Below are 14,993 nucleotides of genomic sequence, written 5' to 3' on the forward strand. Positions count from 1 at the left end.
AACGATCTGGACCATCTTTTTGCTTTCGCAAAAAGGCAGAAGAGCTAAGGGGTAACTGTCGTCATTGCCGCCTATCGCCGACCGCCTCGGCGAATTGTACCGATCCGGTCAAGGCGACGACACTTGCCGCCGCCGAGGGCCCTGAAGAAGGACGCGGCGGCCTCGCAATTTGTCCCAGATCAATGTCGAACTTCCGGCATGCGACAATAATGTTGCGATACTGTCCGAGGACAATCACATGCCTCCACATTGCGACAGCATGGACGGACCGGTTGTTAATGCCGCGCGCGGGGCATTGGAAACCGAGGATGTCAATTTGATCCTGCCTTACGTTCAGGAAAGCAGCGCCGCGGAGTTAATGGCTGCTTTCAAGAAAGTAATGGAAGCCCGCAGCAGCGGTCCAGAAGCGCGTTCGGTCGCCGACCTCTACTTCTACGAAACTGCCGTGCGGCTGCACCGAGCCGGAGAAGGTGCTCCCTACACCGGAGTCAAGCCGGCCGGCCTTGACGTTGGTCCGGTCATCCCCGTTGCGGAGAAAGCAATTGAGACCGACTCCCCCGAGGCATTGATCCGATTGCTGGCCGACACCCTCCAGGATGAGGTGCAGCACCGGTTCGAGCGTGTGCGGAATCTTCGTGATCATAGTCCCTCAGACATTGCAAAGGCTCGAAGGTACGTGGAGGCGACACTTGGATTTCTCGTCTACTCGCATCGGCTCTATCAAGCCATAAAGGCGGCGCCCCACGAGGGTGATTCCAAACACCACCATGACTGAACATGCCTCGCAACTATTCGATTTGATGCGCGTCAAAGCGTCCGTTCGGCCCTGTGCTACGAAAACAGGAACGGAGGGTGAAAGCCATGGCTCACAAGCAAGTCCTTTTCCATTCGGCTGCCCGAGAGAAGATCTTGAAAGGCGCTACGCAACTCGCCGATGCGGTCCGGGTGACGCTCGGCCCGCGATCAAAAGCTGTGCTGATCGAGAGAAAATGGGGAGCGCCGATCGTCTGCAATGACGGGGTGACGATCGCCAAGGAGTTCGACCTTAAGGATCCGGAAGAGAACCTCGGGGCACGAATGCTACGCCAGGCAGCGGAGAAGACAGGCGAAATCGTCGGCGACGGAACGACCACATCGACCATTCTCGCGCATGCGATTTTCGCCGACGGCCTGCGCAATGTCGTTGCGGGCGCAAGCGCGATCGACATCAAGCGCGGGCTTGATCGCGGCGCTAAACGGGCTGTCGCCGAGTTGAAGAAAAATTCACGCCCTGTCTCAGAGAAGCGCGAAAAGGAGCAGGTCGCAACAATTTCGGCCCATAATGATGCGCAGATCGGCACGCTCGTCGGCGATGCCATGGAGAAGGTGGGCGATGACGGGGTCATCAGCGTAGAGGAATCGAAAACGACCGAGACGGTCCTCGAAGTCGTCGAAGGCATGCAGTTCGATCGTGGCTACCTCTCGCCCTATTTCGTCACCGATGCCGAACGAATGGAAGTCGTGCTTGAAAGCGCCGCCGTCCTCCTGTTCGACCGGAGGATCACTTCGCTCAAGGATTGCGTGGAACTCCTCGAGGCCGTCGCGAAAGCCGGGACGCCACTGTTGATTATCGCCGAAGATGTGGAAACCGAAGCGCTGGCAACCCTGATCGTCAACCAGATGCGCGGAACGCTCCACAATTGTGCGGTCAAGGCACCTGGATTCGGAGACCGACGCAAGGCCCTGCTGCAGGACATCGCCATTCTCACGGGTGGTCAGCTTATCTCCGAGGAGCTGGGCATAAAGCTCGAAACGGTCATGCCCGAACAGCTCGGCCGTGCCGAACGGATCGTCATCACGAAAGATACGACCACCATCATTGGTGGCGCGGGCGACAAGGAGGCCATCAGTGGCCGAGCGGGACAGATACGCAAGGAAATTCCGACCACAGCCAGCGAGTACGACCGAGAAAAGCTCCAGGAGCGACTGGCGAAGCTTTCTGGCGGCGTTGCGGTGATCAAAGTGGGGGCTGCCACAGAGGCGGAACTTAAGGCAAAGAAGGAAGCGCTTGATGACGCAATCAGCGCGACCAAGGCGGCCGTAGCTGAAGGAATTTTGCCGGGTGGCGGATTGGCTCTCCTGCGCTGTATCAGCGCGGTCGAAGAAGAGGAACAGGCCTGTGAAGGCGACGAGCGCACCGGCGTTCAGGTGCTTAAGCGGGCGCTGGAAATCCCGGCACGTCAAATCGCCGAGAACTCCGCGGCCGACGGCGGCGTGGTGGTCGCGAAGATGCTCGAGGGTCAGGGCAATTTCGGTTACGACGCGGGGCGTAAGGTCTATGTCGACTTGGTCTCAGCCGGCATCATCGACCCCACCAAAGTGATCCGAGTCGCACTCGAAAACGCGGTTTCGGTCGCAAGCGTGCTTCTGCTCACCGAAGCCACCATGACGGAAATTCCCGAGACGCCGAAGGAAACAATGTCTGAGGCCGCGATGCAGCCCGTAGTCGCAGGCTGAGCCGAGCCAGCTACCACGATCGGGAGGAGCAATGGGAACGTCGGAACGCAAGAAAGCGCTGGAAGAAAAGTACATCCTTGATTTCGAGCGCTCCTTCAAAGTACGAGGGAGGCGATCGCTGTCTGACCACGCGCGGCCGACAGCGCGCGCCGTCACGGCACGCGCAAAAGGTATCCTTCGCGAGCCGCGCTCTCGTCGGCGGTTCGCAGAAGTTGCTCGAAGAGCACAGCGATGTAGTCTAAAATATTAGCATCGAACCCCGGCAGGGGGATGGTTCGTGTCGATTGTCCGTTGAATGTCTCTTCTATTTTCGGAGGGATGTCATGAACGTCCTGATCATGTATGGAACGACTGAAGGCCAGACGCGGAAAATAGCGACATGGACGGCAACGCATATTCGCGAGCGCGGGCACCATGTCGTATTGCTTGATAGCGCAGCACTCGCATCCGATTTGAAACTCGAAGGGTTTCACGCTTTCATTGTTGCAGCGTCGATCCACCATAAGCACTACCAAGACACCATCACGAACTTCGTGTTCGCACATCGTGAATTGCTGAACGCCAGACCGTCAGCCTTCATTTCCGTCAGTCTGTCGGCCGTACTGGAAGACGAAAGACCGGAAGCGCAAAAGTACGTGGATCGCTTCGTCTCCGTAACGGGATGGCAACCACGCACTACCCTTCTTCTCGGGGGTGCTTTGCGCTTCACCGAATACGACTACTTTCAAGAGCAGGTCGTCAAGTTTATCGTCATGAAGCGCAGCGGCACTGCGATCTCCGAGCGCGATCACGAGTTCACTGACTGGGACGTCCTTGCTGACTTCGTAAATCGATTTCTTGATTCGGCCGGCTAGATGAGGTCGAGGGGCGCGCCGAGATGACTTGCGACCTCTGCCGCGACAGGACGCCTCCGCGCGCAAGTCAGAGAACAACGACGTACTGGTCGCGATAAGGCTCGATCGCCTTTGCCGATTTGCTTTGCCGCCCCAGAGCGATTTGAGAAATGCACGGAGACTATCTCCGTTCCTGTTCGTTGTCGCGCTGACGGCAGTAGGCGTCGAACCAATCCGCTGCTGCAGAGATAACCGCGTCGAGCGCTCCCGGTTCCGAGAACAGATGGGTGGCGCCGGGGATGGTATGCAGCTTTTTCGGTCCGTCCAGCATTGCCAGAGCCGCGCGATTCAATCCGAGTACATCAGGATCGCGCCCCCCAACGATGAGGAGGGTCGGCGACGTGACTGCTTCGAGCACCGCCCCCGCAAGGTCCGGGCGCCCGCCCCTTGAGACCACCGCAGACACTTGGTCCCCAAGTTCAACGGCCGCTTCGAGAGCAGCGGCCGCACCGGTGCTTGCCCCGAAAAGCCCGATCGGCATCCCACGGGTCTCGTGCGCCATGCGTGCCCATTTGCATGCGCCGACCAGCCGTTTGGCCAGGAGTTGGATATCGAAAACATTGGCGCGGCTTTCGGCCTCCCGATCGCTGAGGAGATCGAAGAGCAGACTGGCATAACCTTGCCCGCGCAATGCCTCTGCGACATAGACATTGCGCGGGCTCTTGCGGCTGGAGCCGCTGCCATGAGCGAAGATGATGACGCCGCGCGGTCTTGGCGGAAGGCGAAGGCATCCCGGCAAGCCGTGCGGCGAGATCTCGACATCGATGACCTCAGTTTGGTTCGTTGTTATCTGCGCAGGGCCGGATGTCATGGTTTGCCTTTCAAGGGCATGCGATGGCTTCACTGCTAAAGTCCTAATGTCGCACAGGGTCACCGAATGGCTTTGATCTGGCTCAATCAGACTGGCAACAACGGCCAATCCGCGAGGATCGAGAGAGTCTGTCCAGTAACGTCGGCCTATCGTAGCAAAGCGCAGAACAAGCCGCGGGAGACGATTTTTGTATAATCAATGCTGTCGGCCGCCATTCCGATCACTCTTCTAATTTCGGGAGGAGCGGGTCATTGCAACGGACGTCGACAGGAAAACGGATGGCAACAATCGCGAAGGCGGGCATGGCCATAACCGCCCGGACGATCAGGTCCGCTCCCCTCTGCTTGGCGATGTCAATCAGCGCCTCCCCAGCCTCCCCTTCGCGATGGTCCACGATCTCTGCGCGCGCTTTTGCACCATGATTGATAAGATAGCGGACAACGTCAGTGGCACTGGCCATCGCCCGATCCGGTTCGTGGTCCGCGACGGTCGCTACAAGGATTTCGCGTGCATGGACAAGGAAGGGCATCGCGTCTGCAACCGCTCGTCTTGCCTCACGGGCATCCTTCCAGGCAACGACGACGCTACTCGCCTTGGCACTCACCCTACAGATGAGCTGACACGCGAGCGCCCTGCATCATTATAGCCTGGGGAATACATCCAATTAGCTCGTCTCGGGGGGCGCCGAAATCTCCATCGGTGCGGAGCCTGTCTGACTGCCTGAAGTGGTGCAGCCCTTGATCGGCAGCACGACGAAAGGCGACGCAATCATGAGCGCGATGATGATCAGAAGCAGCCTGTTCAGGACGGCCGTCTGTATGACGTGAAATATGTTGTGCCTGGTCATCATCGGGTTCCAGTCGCCTTCATCATCGCTGACGAACGATAGCTGTCACCAAGCAGACCATACCTTCAGACAGCGCGCTTTGCTCTTCGTCAAAGCAGGAAACGGGGAATGGCCACTTCAGACTCATGCCACCTTTGACGCGGATCAATGAGACTGCCGCCGCACAGCGTTTTAATGAATTCATCTGGCTGGGCCAGCGGACGAGAAGCGCGGGTAGAAGCCGGCCAGACTGGCTTTGCGGCCGCGCTCTTTAAGCAAACCAGCGGCGAGACGAGCCTGGAACCACCGCTTTGAAGGAGGACCACCCCATGGCTGAACCAGCAAGCAAACTGCCCATCAAGTCGGAAGAGAAAGGGATCGAGCATCGTTCGGAATCCTGGCTCCCGTTCGACAGTCTAAGATCCGAAATCGACCGCCTGTTTGACGACTTCGCCCCAACCCTGTGGCACCGGCCTTTTGCGTCCGCGTTCATGCGTCGAATGCCGCAGGTGTCGCACATGAGGGTCGCGCCGGCCGTTGATCTCGCGGAGACAGACACGAGCTACAAAATTACCTGCGAACTGCCAGGAATGGAGGAAAAGGACATAGAGGTAGCGATCTCCAGCGGAACCCTGACGATCCGGGGCGAGAAGCAGGAGGAAAAAGAGGAAAAGACCAAGGAATATGTCCTTTCCGAACGTCGCTACGGCTCGTTCCAGCGGGCCTTCCGACTGCCTGACGGCGTTGACATTGACAACATCGCCGCCAATTTCGCGAAGGGCGTTCTGACCGTGACTCTGCCGAAGACCGCGGAAGCGCAGCAGAGCGAGCGCAAGATCCAGGTCAAGACGGACTAGCACCTCGCGCTCTGGGAGAGCAAGACGCGCCCGCTGGTGCGTCTTGCCGGGCTCATCCTGATGTCACCCTTCTACGTTGCAACGGAGCAAAACAATGTCATTCAAGACGATCCTCGCAGTCGTCGGCGTTTCGCAGACCGACCGCGACCTAAAGGTGGCTGCAGATATCTCTGATCAAGTCTCTGCGCACTTAAGCGCTTTTATCGTCGGATTCGCGCCACAACCGACCAGCAGATACGCGACGCTTGCGCCGGCATGGTTCGAACAGCGGGAACGAAACCTGCAAGCGCTTGGCGAAAGCGCGAAGACGGCCCGCGACCAGCTCTCGAAGCGAGGGATTTCCTTTGATGTCGACAGCATCTATGCGGAGGTGGCAGGCGTCACCTACGACATAGGGGAACGTGCGCTCTATGCCGATCTTATCCTGTTGGGTCCCAGCGCCTTCCAGGACGCCGATCTCAAGCAGCAAATTATCGACGGCGGCCTCTTCCAATCGGGTCGCCCGGTGTTGCTGATCCCGCCCGCGTGTACCCCGACACTGAAGCCGAAGACAGTCCTGTTGGCCTGGGATTCGCGGGCTCAGTCAGCACATGCAGCGCGAGAGGCGCTCGAACTGATGGCCAATGCCAATTCCGTCCACGTCACCATGGTGGATCCTGCGGCGACGCTCAGGACGAGTGGTGATGAACCCGGAGCAGATGTCGCCGCCTATCTTGCCCGCCACGGCATCGACGTGACGGTCGATACGCTGCCAAGCGCCAGCCGGACCGTGGTAGAGGTCCTGCAGCGACATGCCGTTGACGTCGCAGCCGACATCATCGTGATGGGTGCCTATGGGCACTCCCGGCTGCGCGAGGTCGTCTTCGGCGGCGTCACGCGATCGATGCTCGATGAAGCCCGGCTTCCCGTGCTGATGGCGCGATGATGAGGCGGGAAGATCGGAAACGCCTGCCATAACTCGACGCGTTCATGCGCGACGAAACTATCAACGAACTGGTTCTCGCTGCGGCGCCGTGCCTTCTTGGCCCCTCGCGCAAATTGCACGCACCGTGGCCACCAGTTTCCAATCACTGAGATCGAGCATTATATTTCTGAATGATATCCACCTGGGGCGATGCTCGCAGCGGTCGCAGCGACACGCCGGCGAACCGAGGAGCAAGTGGTGGAGAACGAGGCATCGGCCATTGCCCTTGAGGCGCGAAAGCTCACCAAGATCTATCGAATGGGTACGGTGGAAGTCCACGCCCTGCGCGGCGTGGACGTGGATCTTCGCCAAGGCGAGCTCGTGGTTCTTTTGGGACCCTCCGGAAGCGGCAAATCGACCCTGCTCAACATTCTCGGAGGTCTCGATATGCCGACCAGCGGCAGCGTCATGTTTCGCGATCAGCCGCTGGCGCTGGACAGTGAACGCGCGCTCAATCTTTACCGCCGCAATCACGTGGGATTCGTCTTCCAGTTCTACAATCTCATTCCCAGCCTCACGGCCCGCGAAAACGTTTCTCTCGTGACAGAGATCGCCACGAATCCGATGCCGCCGATCGAAGCTCTGACCATCGTCGGCCTCGGCGACAGGCTGGATCACTTCCCGGCGCAGCTTTCCGGCGGCGAGCAGCAACGGGTCGCCATCGCCCGCGCGATCGCCAAGCGACCCGACCTGCTTCTCTGCGACGAGCCTACCGGCGCGCTCGATAGCAAGACCGGGATCCTCGTGCTCGACGCGATCCTCAGGACCAATCGGGAGCTCGGCACAACCACGGCGCTTATCACCCATAATGCGGTGATTGCCGAGATTGCCAATCGCGTGCTGTACTTTGCCGACGGGCGCATCGTCGAAACGCGGCGCAACGCGATTCAGCGCGCCCCCGGCGAACTCGCCTGGTGAGCATGATGAGTAGTCTCGATCGCAAGCTCATTCGTGAACTCTGGAGGCTGAAGGCCCAGGTCCTCGCCATCGCCCTAGTGATCGCCTCGGGCACGGCGCTGCTCATCATGGCGCTGACGACCATCGAAGCGCTGGAAGAGACGACCTCCGCCTATTACGAACGTACGCGCTTCGCCGACGTGTTTGCGCGCGCCAAACGCGCGCCTGAATATCTCGGCCGCGATATCGCGGAAATTCCGGGCGTACGGCTCGCCGAGACGCGGATTATGGAAGGCGCCATTCTCGACATGCCGGGCTTTCCCGAACCGGTCGTCGCGCAGCTGATTTCGCTGCCCGAACGCGGCCCTGAGCTTCTGAACGCATTGGTGATCCGGTCCGGTCGTCTGGCAGACCCTACGCGACCCGACGAGGTCGTGGTCAGCGAACCTTTCGCAGAAGCCCACAGCTTGAAGCCCGGCGATAGCTTCGATGCCGTGTTGCGGGGCCGGAAGCGCACACTTCAGGTCGTGGGCACCGCGCTCAGCCCCGAATTCGTCTACGCGATCGCACCCGGCGGCCTCATGCCGGACGACGAGCGTTACGGCATTCTGTGGATGGGGCAGGATGCGCTGGCGGCCGCCTTCGACCTTGAGGCCGCCTTCAACAGCGTCACGCTCAGTCTGCTGCCCGGTGCGGACGAGAAGGACGTCATCCGGCGGCTCGACAATCTGCTGTCCCCGTTCGGCGGCGTGGGCGCCTACGGGCGCGCCGACCAGACCTCGAACTGGTTCCTGGAAAGCGAGATCGCCCAGCAGAAGAACATGTCGAGGATCATGCCGACCATCTTCCTTGCGGTTGCCGCCTTCCTGACGAACATGGTGATGGCGCGGCTGATCGAGACCGAACGTCGCGAGATCGGCCTGCTGAAGGCGTTCGGCTACGACAACGGGTCGATCGGATGGCATTACACGAAGATGGTCCTCGTTATCGGCACGATCGGCATCCTGATCGGCTCTCTGATCGGCGCCTGGCTTGGCCATTGGAACACGGAGCTCTACACCAAGTTCTACCGCTTTCCGTTCCTGCTTTATCGCCCCGGCCCGGCCGGTTTCGTGATCGCCGGCGCGATCAGCCTGGCTGCGGCGCTCGCAGGCAGCCTCGCGGCGGTCCGCCGCGCCGTCCGGCTCCCGCCTGCCGAGGCCATGCTGCCGCCCTCCCCGCCGATCTATCGGCGCACCTGGGCATCGCGAACGGTGCTCGCCAGGGCACTGGACGAACCGTCGCGCATGATCCTCAGACGCATCATCCGATGGCCGTTGCGGGCGTTCCTCGCCAGTCTCGGCCTTGCCATGTCGATCGCCGTGCTCATCATGGCGCTGCAATGGGTCGACGCCATCGATTCCCTTGCCGAGACCGTCTTTGAACGTGGGCAACACCAGGACGCGACCGTCGCGTTCAACGACCTGCAGCCGATCGATACGGTCGGAGACTTCGAGGGGCTGCCCGGCGTGCTGGCGGCGGAACCCTACCGCTATGCATCAGCACGCATTGGCCACGGGCATCTTATCGAGCGACAAGGGATCATCGGCGTCCCGCCAGGCGCAATCCTCAGTCCTGTGTTCGACGTCGAGCGCGGTCGCATCGAGGCTCCTCCCGGCGGGCTCATGGTCTCGCGCAAGCTCTCCGAACTTCTCGATGTCAGAGCTGGCGACACCGTGGCCGTCGAACTTCTGGAAGGCCGTCAGACGCGACTAAGCCTGCCAGTAGTTCAGATCTTCGAAACCTATCTCGGCACGCCCGTCTACATGGACATGGCCACGCTCAATCGGATCGCTGGCGATGGCCGCGTCGTGAGCGGCCTGCATATCCGTGTGGACGCCCCGAGCCGAGCCACGCTGCTGGCAAGGCTCAAGGACATCCCGAACATCGCCGCCGTTCTTTTCCGCCAGGCCGCGATCGACACCTTTTACAAGACCATGGGCGAAACGATCTTCATCTTCATCGGCTTCTTCGTCGCTTTCTCGATGACACTGTCGGTCGGCGTCACCTACAATTCGATCCGAATCGCGCTTTCCGAACGGGCACGCGAACTCGCGACCTTGCGCGTCCTCGGCTTCAGCCGTTGGGAAATCTCCTACATCCTGCTTGGCGAAGTCAGCATCCTGACATGGGTCGCCATCCCACTTGGCGCGACCATCGGCTACGGCCTTGCATGGTACATGACGAGCGCCTTCGAGACGGAACTCTACCGCGTACCGCTCGTGGTTCGGGACGCAACCTACGGCAAGGCGGCGCTGATTGCGCTCAGTGCGACGTGGTTTGCGCTGCAATCGTGCGACGGCGCCTCGACCATCTGGATCTGATCGCGGTGCTGAAAACAAGGGAGTAGTCGGTGAGGGTCGCAAGGCGCCGCTTGATAATCTGGGGTAGTCTGCTAGCGCTGCTCGCGGCCGGCATCGCCTATGCGCTCTGGCCCCGGCCAATCCAGGTCGACCTCGCCGTCGCCGAAACCGGCACATTGCGTGTAACCATCGACGAGGAGGGCGAAACGCGGGTGCGCGACGTCTACACGCTTTACGCGCCGTTGCGCGGTCAGTTGCAGCGCATCACTCCCGAGGCGGGCGATGTCGTCAAGGCCGGGGAGACTCTGCTTGCGCAAATCGAGCCCGCCGCGCCGGCCTTTCTGGACGTACGTTCAGAGGCGGAGCAGCAGTCGGCGGTCGAGGCGGCGCGAGCAGCTTACAACCTCGCCGCCGCCGAACTAAACAAGGCGAAAGCCGATCTGATCTTTGCCGAGGGAGAGCGAGCCCGTGCCCGACTTCTCATCGAACGCAACACGATTTCCAGGCGGACGCTCGAGGATGCCGAACGTGCCTATAATGTCGCGGAAGCCAATCTCGCCACCGCCGAGGCCGGCCTGAAGGTGCGAGAGCACGAACTTCATCAAGCCCGGTCGCGGCTCTTGTCGCGCCAGGAGATCAGCAGCCGCAGTGGTCCCTGCGAATGCGTGTCGGTGACGGCGCCGGTGAGCGGTGTGGTTCTGCAGGTCATGCGCCGCAGCGAAGGCGTGGTCGAGGCGGGAACCCCTCTGCTCGATATCGGCGATCCTACGGATCTGGAAATCGTCGCCAACTTCCTCTCGGAAGACGCTGTCAAGATCAAGCCCGGTCAAAAGGCGATCATCACCGGCTGGGGGGGCAAGGATCTGCATGCCCTTGTGCGGCGCATCGAGCCCTTCGGGCAGACCAAGGTCTCGGCCCTCGGCATCGAGGAACAGCGCGTCGACGTCATGCTCGACTTTGCCGATCCGTCGGAGCTGTGGCGTTCGCTCGGGCATGGTTACCGCGTCGACGTTCAGGTTCTCCTGTTCGAAGGTGAAGTGCTCAAGCTGCCGCTCGGCGCCTTGTTCCGGCAAGGCGACACATGGACGGTCTTCGTCATGGAACAGGGGAGAGCACGCGCGCGCCCCATCGTCGTCGGCCAGCGCAACAACCTCTCGGTTGAAATCCGCGAGGGCCTTAAATCGGGGGAGAAGGTGATTCTATATCCGAGCGACCGCATCAAGGACGGGGTGACCATCATTCAGCGTTAGGACAGGCGGGCCGCGAAGTTGTCCTCCGCAGCAGCCCAAAAGGTGAACCTATTCAAGCTCTATCCGATATGCCGTTCCTGCGCGCAGGATATCGACGGAGGCCTTGACCCCGATGGTTTGCAGAACGTCTCGAACTTGATCAGCGGAGAAGGCCGCCTTGCCATTGACAGCGGTCAAATAGTCGCCGGTTCTCAGCCCCATCGCATAGACGACGCTACCTCTTGCGACGTCGACGAGGACCGCGCCTGTCGGCATACAGGCCGGTGACCCGGTCGCCGAGGGGAACTCAACGACGACCGTGTCTCGATCGCTCGATTGCGAAAGCGTCACATTCAGCTTCCGCGGCTCTTCTCCTCGACGGATATCGAGTGTGATGCGGGCATTGGCCGGAAGCAAGCTGACCGCGTTCCTGAAGGCTGCGTCCGTTGCGAAGGTCCGGCCATCCAGCGCCATGATGACATCGCCAAGCCGCACGCCCTGCCGTTCCGCCGGCGAATTGCAGGCCAGCTCGTTTACGACGAGGCCCTGCCCCTCATCGCTACCTCCGTCGGCTATCGCCGCAACGGGCGTCACGGAAAGGCCGAGCCAGCCGCGCTTGTATTCTCCGTGGATGATGAGTTCCCGGACGATCTGCATCGCAACGTCGGACGGCATCGCAAAGCCGATGCCAGTGCTTTCTTCGCTGGGAGCGGGAATGCCGCGCGCAATGCCAATCAGCTCGCCGTAGGCATTGACGAGCGCGCCGCCGGAATTCCCCAGGTTGATGGCCGCATCGGTCTGGATGTAATCCTGATATTCATCGGCATCCAAGCCCGAGCGACCCAAGCCGCTGATGATGCCGAAAGTCGCGCTCTGCGCCATGCCGAGAGGATTACCCACCGCGACGACAAAATCGCCGACCTTCAGTTCGGATGAATGCCCCCACTTCAGCGCGGAAAGACCTGGTGCCTTGATCTTGACCACCGCGAGATCTGTCGGCCCATCCTCCCCTACCCTGTCGGCCTCGAAAGCCCGTCCGTCCGCGAGCGTCACGGAAACGTCGTCGGCGTCGGCAACAAGATGACGGCTCGTGACGATATAGCCATCCTCACTGTCGACGATCACGCCCGACCCCACCGCGGTCGCACCGCTCTGGACGATGAAAACGTCGTCCGGAAGCCCCAAAAACCTTCGGACGTTCGGATCTTCGAGCTTCTCGTTTCTGAAAATTCCGCTGCTGAGGGTGTGGATGCTGACGACCGCAGGCCGCACGCGCTGCAATATCGCGGATACGCCCGCTTCGATGCTCGTAGCTTCGGCTGCCCCTCCCCAGACGTCGAGTAGAGCAGCCAGACCGAGCAGCCTTGAGATCCTGAACATCTTCGCGCTCCTTGGCAGTTGCGCCGTGATTTCAACCGGATTTGCACGCCACTGCATTGACGCGCATCAATCCGCGCGCTTCACGCCGAGGCGACCCAGGAAGAGATCAGACCGACAGGACCTTGACCTCTGCCGCGGCGAGGCGGCGATAAAGCCGGCGGCGGCGCACGATCGGCCACCAGCCATAGAGGAAGATCTCCAGCGCGCGCCAGTTGGCCACCCAGCCGAAGATCAGCAGGCCTTCGCCGATGACACGCGAATATGCGGCAGTCCCCGCGGCATCGCTGATCAATTGGCTTGCGACGAGACTGACCGCCAGAATAGGAATGCCTACGAACAGGGCTCGCCGTTCCCTCTCTAATGATCTCACGCAGTTCGCGGCGCGCCTGGTCAGCGCGGCTCTCGAAATTGTATCGGACCGCCTGCCGCACGGTTTGCGTGTATTCCAGATTCACTTCTGTGGGCGGTAACTGGACGACAATCTCGATGGGCACTTTGCCGGGCGCCTCTTGAGCCCATTCGACGATGAACCGCTCGGCGTCATCATCCAGATCCCGCTCCCGAAACGGCGTCGGATCGAGCGAGTTGAAAAGACGGGCCACCTGATCGACGCGGATCAGGATCGTGTAGGTTTTACCCGGCGCTGGCATGTGCTCCATTCGATCTCCGTTCCCGTGCCAACGGGCGGCTCTCATGCCTCCTCCCGCAGTGCACGCCGTAACCGGCGGATCACGACGCCGCGCGCCTTGTCGTCCGCGGCCTTGGCCAACTCGTCCTGCAGATCGAGGACGAGCGACTGGAAATCATTGTGCCAATCCGTCCTTCCCACCAGAACAGGATCGATGCGCGGCGCCGCCGCCGCCTCGGATATCTCCACCGCACCATGCGGGGTTAGACGAAAGGCGCTGTCCAGGCTCGGCCGGATCACCCGATCTTCCGCCAGGAAGGTGGAGAGGCGTTGCCTCAGCCCGTCAAGTGCTTCGGCCTCCCCGTGGACGAGAAAGACGGCGGCGCTGATTGGCTGCCGGGACTGCACCCATTCGGCGAGTTCACGGCCGTCGGCATGGCCGCTATAGATGTCCAGCTTTCTGATCCGGGCGCGGACGCGGACATCCTCCCCCTGAATGCGCACGACGGAGGCACCTTCTTCGAGAAAGCGCCCAAGCGTGCCGGCCGCCTGGTATCCCACGAGCAGCACCGTCGCTTCATCGCGCCACAGCCAATTTTTCAATCGGTGCCGTATGCGTCCGGCCTCGCACATGCCGCTCGCAGCGATGACGATGTGAAAGCCCCGAATGAAATCGATCGCCTTGGATTGCTCCGCCGTCTCGGTGAAGCGCACGTTCTTCGCCTCGATCGCCCTGACAAGAACATCGGCGTTTTCGAGGCCGCGAGCATGCCGGTGGAAGATCTCGCTGGCGCGCGTCGCAAGTGGAGAGTCGATGATGATTGGGCATTTGGGGACAGCACTCGTCTCCATAAGATGGACGAGATCGGTGAGCAGTTCCTGCGTGCGCTCCACCGCAAAGGAGGGAATGATCAGCGCCCCGTTCGGATGCACTGCGTTCAACACTTCCGAGCGCAGGATGTGATGCCGCGCGGCATCGTCCGTTTCCTTGCGCTCGACATCGCCGTAGGTGCTCTCGCAGATGACATAATCCCAGCCGCTCGGCGCTTTCGCATCGAACTGCAGGAGCTTGTGGCGCGGACCGATGTCGCCCGAAAACAGCAACCGCAATGGCGACGGCGCTGCATCGATCTCCATCTCGACGGAAGCCGATCCGAGCAGATGTCCGGCGTTCCAGAAACGGAAGCGAATGCCCTCGCCTGCCTTCTCCCAAGAGCCGAGGCGCACCTGCCGGAACAGTGTGATCGCGGCAGCGGCGTCACGGGCGGTATAAATGGGCGTCACCGCATGCCGGCCCCGGCGCAGGTTGCGGCGGTTGAGCTGGACGACTTCGCTCTCCTGGATATGAGCAGAATCCGGCAGCATGACGGAGCAGAGATCGGTCGTCGCCGGCGTCGCGAAAATAGGGCCCGTCATAACCAAGCCTGGCAAGCTTCGGCAGCAGGCCTGAATGGTCGATATGCGCGTGCGTGAGGATGACGGCGTCGATCGTCTTGGGATCGAAAGGAAAGGGACGGTAGTTCAGCTCCTTCTCTGTCTTCGATCCTTGGAACATACCGCAGTCGACGAGGATCTTCGTGGCACCGAATTCGATGAGCTGGCAGGAGCCCGTGACGTTTCCGGCGGCACCATGAAAGCGGATGGTCGGTTCGATGGGCATAGTCGCGACC

The 14,993-nt window shown here is 60.9% G+C and carries 13 protein-coding genes and 1 pseudogene; 8 read left to right on the plus strand and 6 right to left on the minus strand.

Annotation, left to right across the window (positions count from 1 at the left end):
* The first annotated feature begins 169 nt into the window (after positions 1–169).
* The 3 genes from RHIBR816_RS0116315 to RHIBR816_RS0116325 all read left to right on the plus strand — a co-directional run bounded on the left by RHIBR816_RS0116315 (position 170) and on the right by RHIBR816_RS0116325 (position 3,350).
* Complete coding sequence (locus RHIBR816_RS0116315) at positions 170–775, plus strand: DUF6448 family protein (protein ID WP_198294149.1); 606 nt, start codon at positions 170–172, stop codon at positions 773–775.
* Between the two features lie 86 nt (positions 776–861).
* Entirely contained in the window at positions 862–2,496 is a 1,635-nt protein-coding gene (groL, locus tag RHIBR816_RS0116320) for a chaperonin GroEL (RefSeq protein ID WP_018237643.1), read from the plus strand.
* A gap of 323 nt (positions 2,497–2,819) precedes the next feature.
* Entirely contained in the window at positions 2,820–3,350 is a 531-nt protein-coding gene (locus tag RHIBR816_RS0116325; RefSeq protein ID WP_018237644.1) for a flavodoxin domain-containing protein, read from the plus strand.
* Positions 3,351–3,510: 160 nt separating this feature from the next.
* On the opposite strand, the gene RHIBR816_RS0116330 is transcribed toward RHIBR816_RS0116325, so the two are convergent.
* From RHIBR816_RS0116330 to RHIBR816_RS0116340, 3 genes are all read right to left on the minus strand, one after another.
* Positions 3,511–4,200 carry a dienelactone hydrolase family protein gene (locus tag RHIBR816_RS0116330; protein WP_018237645.1) on the minus strand — a complete coding sequence of 230 codons (690 nt, stop codon included), beginning with the start codon at positions 4,198–4,200 and terminating at the stop codon, positions 3,511–3,513.
* Positions 4,201–4,420: 220 nt separating this feature from the next.
* Complete coding sequence (locus tag RHIBR816_RS34245) at positions 4,421–4,729, minus strand: hypothetical protein (protein WP_026187068.1); 309 nt, start codon at positions 4,727–4,729, stop codon at positions 4,421–4,423.
* Positions 4,730–4,864: 135 nt separating this feature from the next.
* Entirely contained in the window at positions 4,865–5,047 is a 183-nt protein-coding gene (locus tag RHIBR816_RS0116340) for a hypothetical protein (RefSeq protein ID WP_157628196.1), read from the minus strand.
* 308 nt (positions 5,048–5,355) lie between these two features.
* On the opposite strand from RHIBR816_RS0116340, the gene RHIBR816_RS0116345 reads away from it, so the two are divergent.
* The 5 genes from RHIBR816_RS0116345 (at position 5,356) to RHIBR816_RS0116365 (ending at position 11,336) form a co-directional block, all read left to right on the plus strand.
* The gene (locus RHIBR816_RS0116345; RefSeq protein WP_018237647.1) at positions 5,356–5,883 is read left to right on the plus strand and encodes an Hsp20/alpha crystallin family protein; all 528 of its coding nucleotides are present in this window, start codon (positions 5,356–5,358) and stop codon (positions 5,881–5,883) included.
* A 94-nt stretch (positions 5,884–5,977) separates the two neighbouring features.
* Positions 5,978–6,808 (plus strand): universal stress protein, encoded by an 831-nt coding sequence (locus RHIBR816_RS0116350; protein WP_018237648.1) that lies wholly within the window; start codon positions 5,978–5,980, stop codon positions 6,806–6,808.
* Positions 6,809–7,045: 237 nt separating this feature from the next.
* Positions 7,046–7,765, plus strand: a complete 720-nt coding sequence (locus RHIBR816_RS0116355) for an ABC transporter ATP-binding protein (RefSeq protein ID WP_026187069.1) — start codon at positions 7,046–7,048, stop codon at positions 7,763–7,765.
* Positions 7,766–7,770: 5 nt separating this feature from the next.
* Positions 7,771–10,107 carry an ABC transporter permease gene (locus RHIBR816_RS34250; RefSeq protein WP_245262601.1) on the plus strand — a complete coding sequence of 779 codons (2,337 nt, stop codon included), beginning with the start codon at positions 7,771–7,773 and terminating at the stop codon, positions 10,105–10,107.
* A 29-nt stretch (positions 10,108–10,136) separates the two neighbouring features.
* Positions 10,137–11,336: an efflux RND transporter periplasmic adaptor subunit gene (locus RHIBR816_RS0116365; protein ID WP_026187070.1), complete on the plus strand. Its 1,200-nt coding sequence runs from the start codon at positions 10,137–10,139 to the stop codon at positions 11,334–11,336.
* A gap of 48 nt (positions 11,337–11,384) precedes the next feature.
* Here RHIBR816_RS0116365 and RHIBR816_RS0116370 read toward each other — a convergent pair whose 3' ends face one another.
* From RHIBR816_RS0116370 to RHIBR816_RS34260, 3 genes and pseudogenes are all read right to left on the minus strand, one after another.
* Positions 11,385–12,695, minus strand: coding sequence for a trypsin-like peptidase domain-containing protein (locus RHIBR816_RS0116370; protein WP_018237651.1), 1,311 nt, complete (start codon positions 12,693–12,695; stop codon positions 11,385–11,387).
* A 106-nt stretch (positions 12,696–12,801) separates the two neighbouring features.
* Positions 12,802–12,987 carry a hypothetical protein gene (locus tag RHIBR816_RS38400; RefSeq protein WP_018237652.1) on the minus strand — a complete coding sequence of 62 codons (186 nt, stop codon included), beginning with the start codon at positions 12,985–12,987 and terminating at the stop codon, positions 12,802–12,804.
* 399 nt (positions 12,988–13,386) lie between these two features.
* A pseudogene (locus tag RHIBR816_RS34260) lies at positions 13,387–14,983 on the minus strand (MBL fold metallo-hydrolase).
* Positions 14,984–14,993: the final 10 nt, after the last annotated feature.

The organism is Ensifer sp. BR816 (assembly GCF_000378985.1).
In the GTDB taxonomy this organism is placed as follows: Bacteria; Pseudomonadota; Alphaproteobacteria; order Rhizobiales; family Rhizobiaceae; genus Sinorhizobium.

Bases quoted from the DNA above. Each gene is read 5' to 3' on its own strand.
- groL (WP_018237643.1), top strand. From the start codon at position 862: ATGGCTCACAAGCAAGTCCTTTTCCATTCGGCTGCCCGAGAGAAGATC.
- RHIBR816_RS0116325 (WP_018237644.1), top strand. From the start codon at position 2,820: ATGAACGTCCTGATCATGTATGGAACGACTGAAGGCCAGACGCGGAAA.
- RHIBR816_RS0116330 (WP_018237645.1), bottom strand. From the start codon at position 4,200: ATGACATCCGGCCCTGCGCAGATAACAACGAACCAAACTGAGGTCATC.
- RHIBR816_RS34245 (WP_026187068.1), bottom strand. From the start codon at position 4,729: ATGCCCTTCCTTGTCCATGCACGCGAAATCCTTGTAGCGACCGTCGCG.
- RHIBR816_RS0116340 (WP_157628196.1), bottom strand. From the start codon at position 5,047: ATGACCAGGCACAACATATTTCACGTCATACAGACGGCCGTCCTGAAC.
- RHIBR816_RS0116345 (WP_018237647.1), top strand. From the start codon at position 5,356: ATGGCTGAACCAGCAAGCAAACTGCCCATCAAGTCGGAAGAGAAAGGG.
- RHIBR816_RS0116350 (WP_018237648.1), top strand. From the start codon at position 5,978: ATGTCATTCAAGACGATCCTCGCAGTCGTCGGCGTTTCGCAGACCGAC.
- RHIBR816_RS34250 (WP_245262601.1), top strand. From the start codon at position 7,771: ATGAGTAGTCTCGATCGCAAGCTCATTCGTGAACTCTGGAGGCTGAAG.
- RHIBR816_RS0116370 (WP_018237651.1), bottom strand. From the start codon at position 12,695: ATGTTCAGGATCTCAAGGCTGCTCGGTCTGGCTGCTCTACTCGACGTC.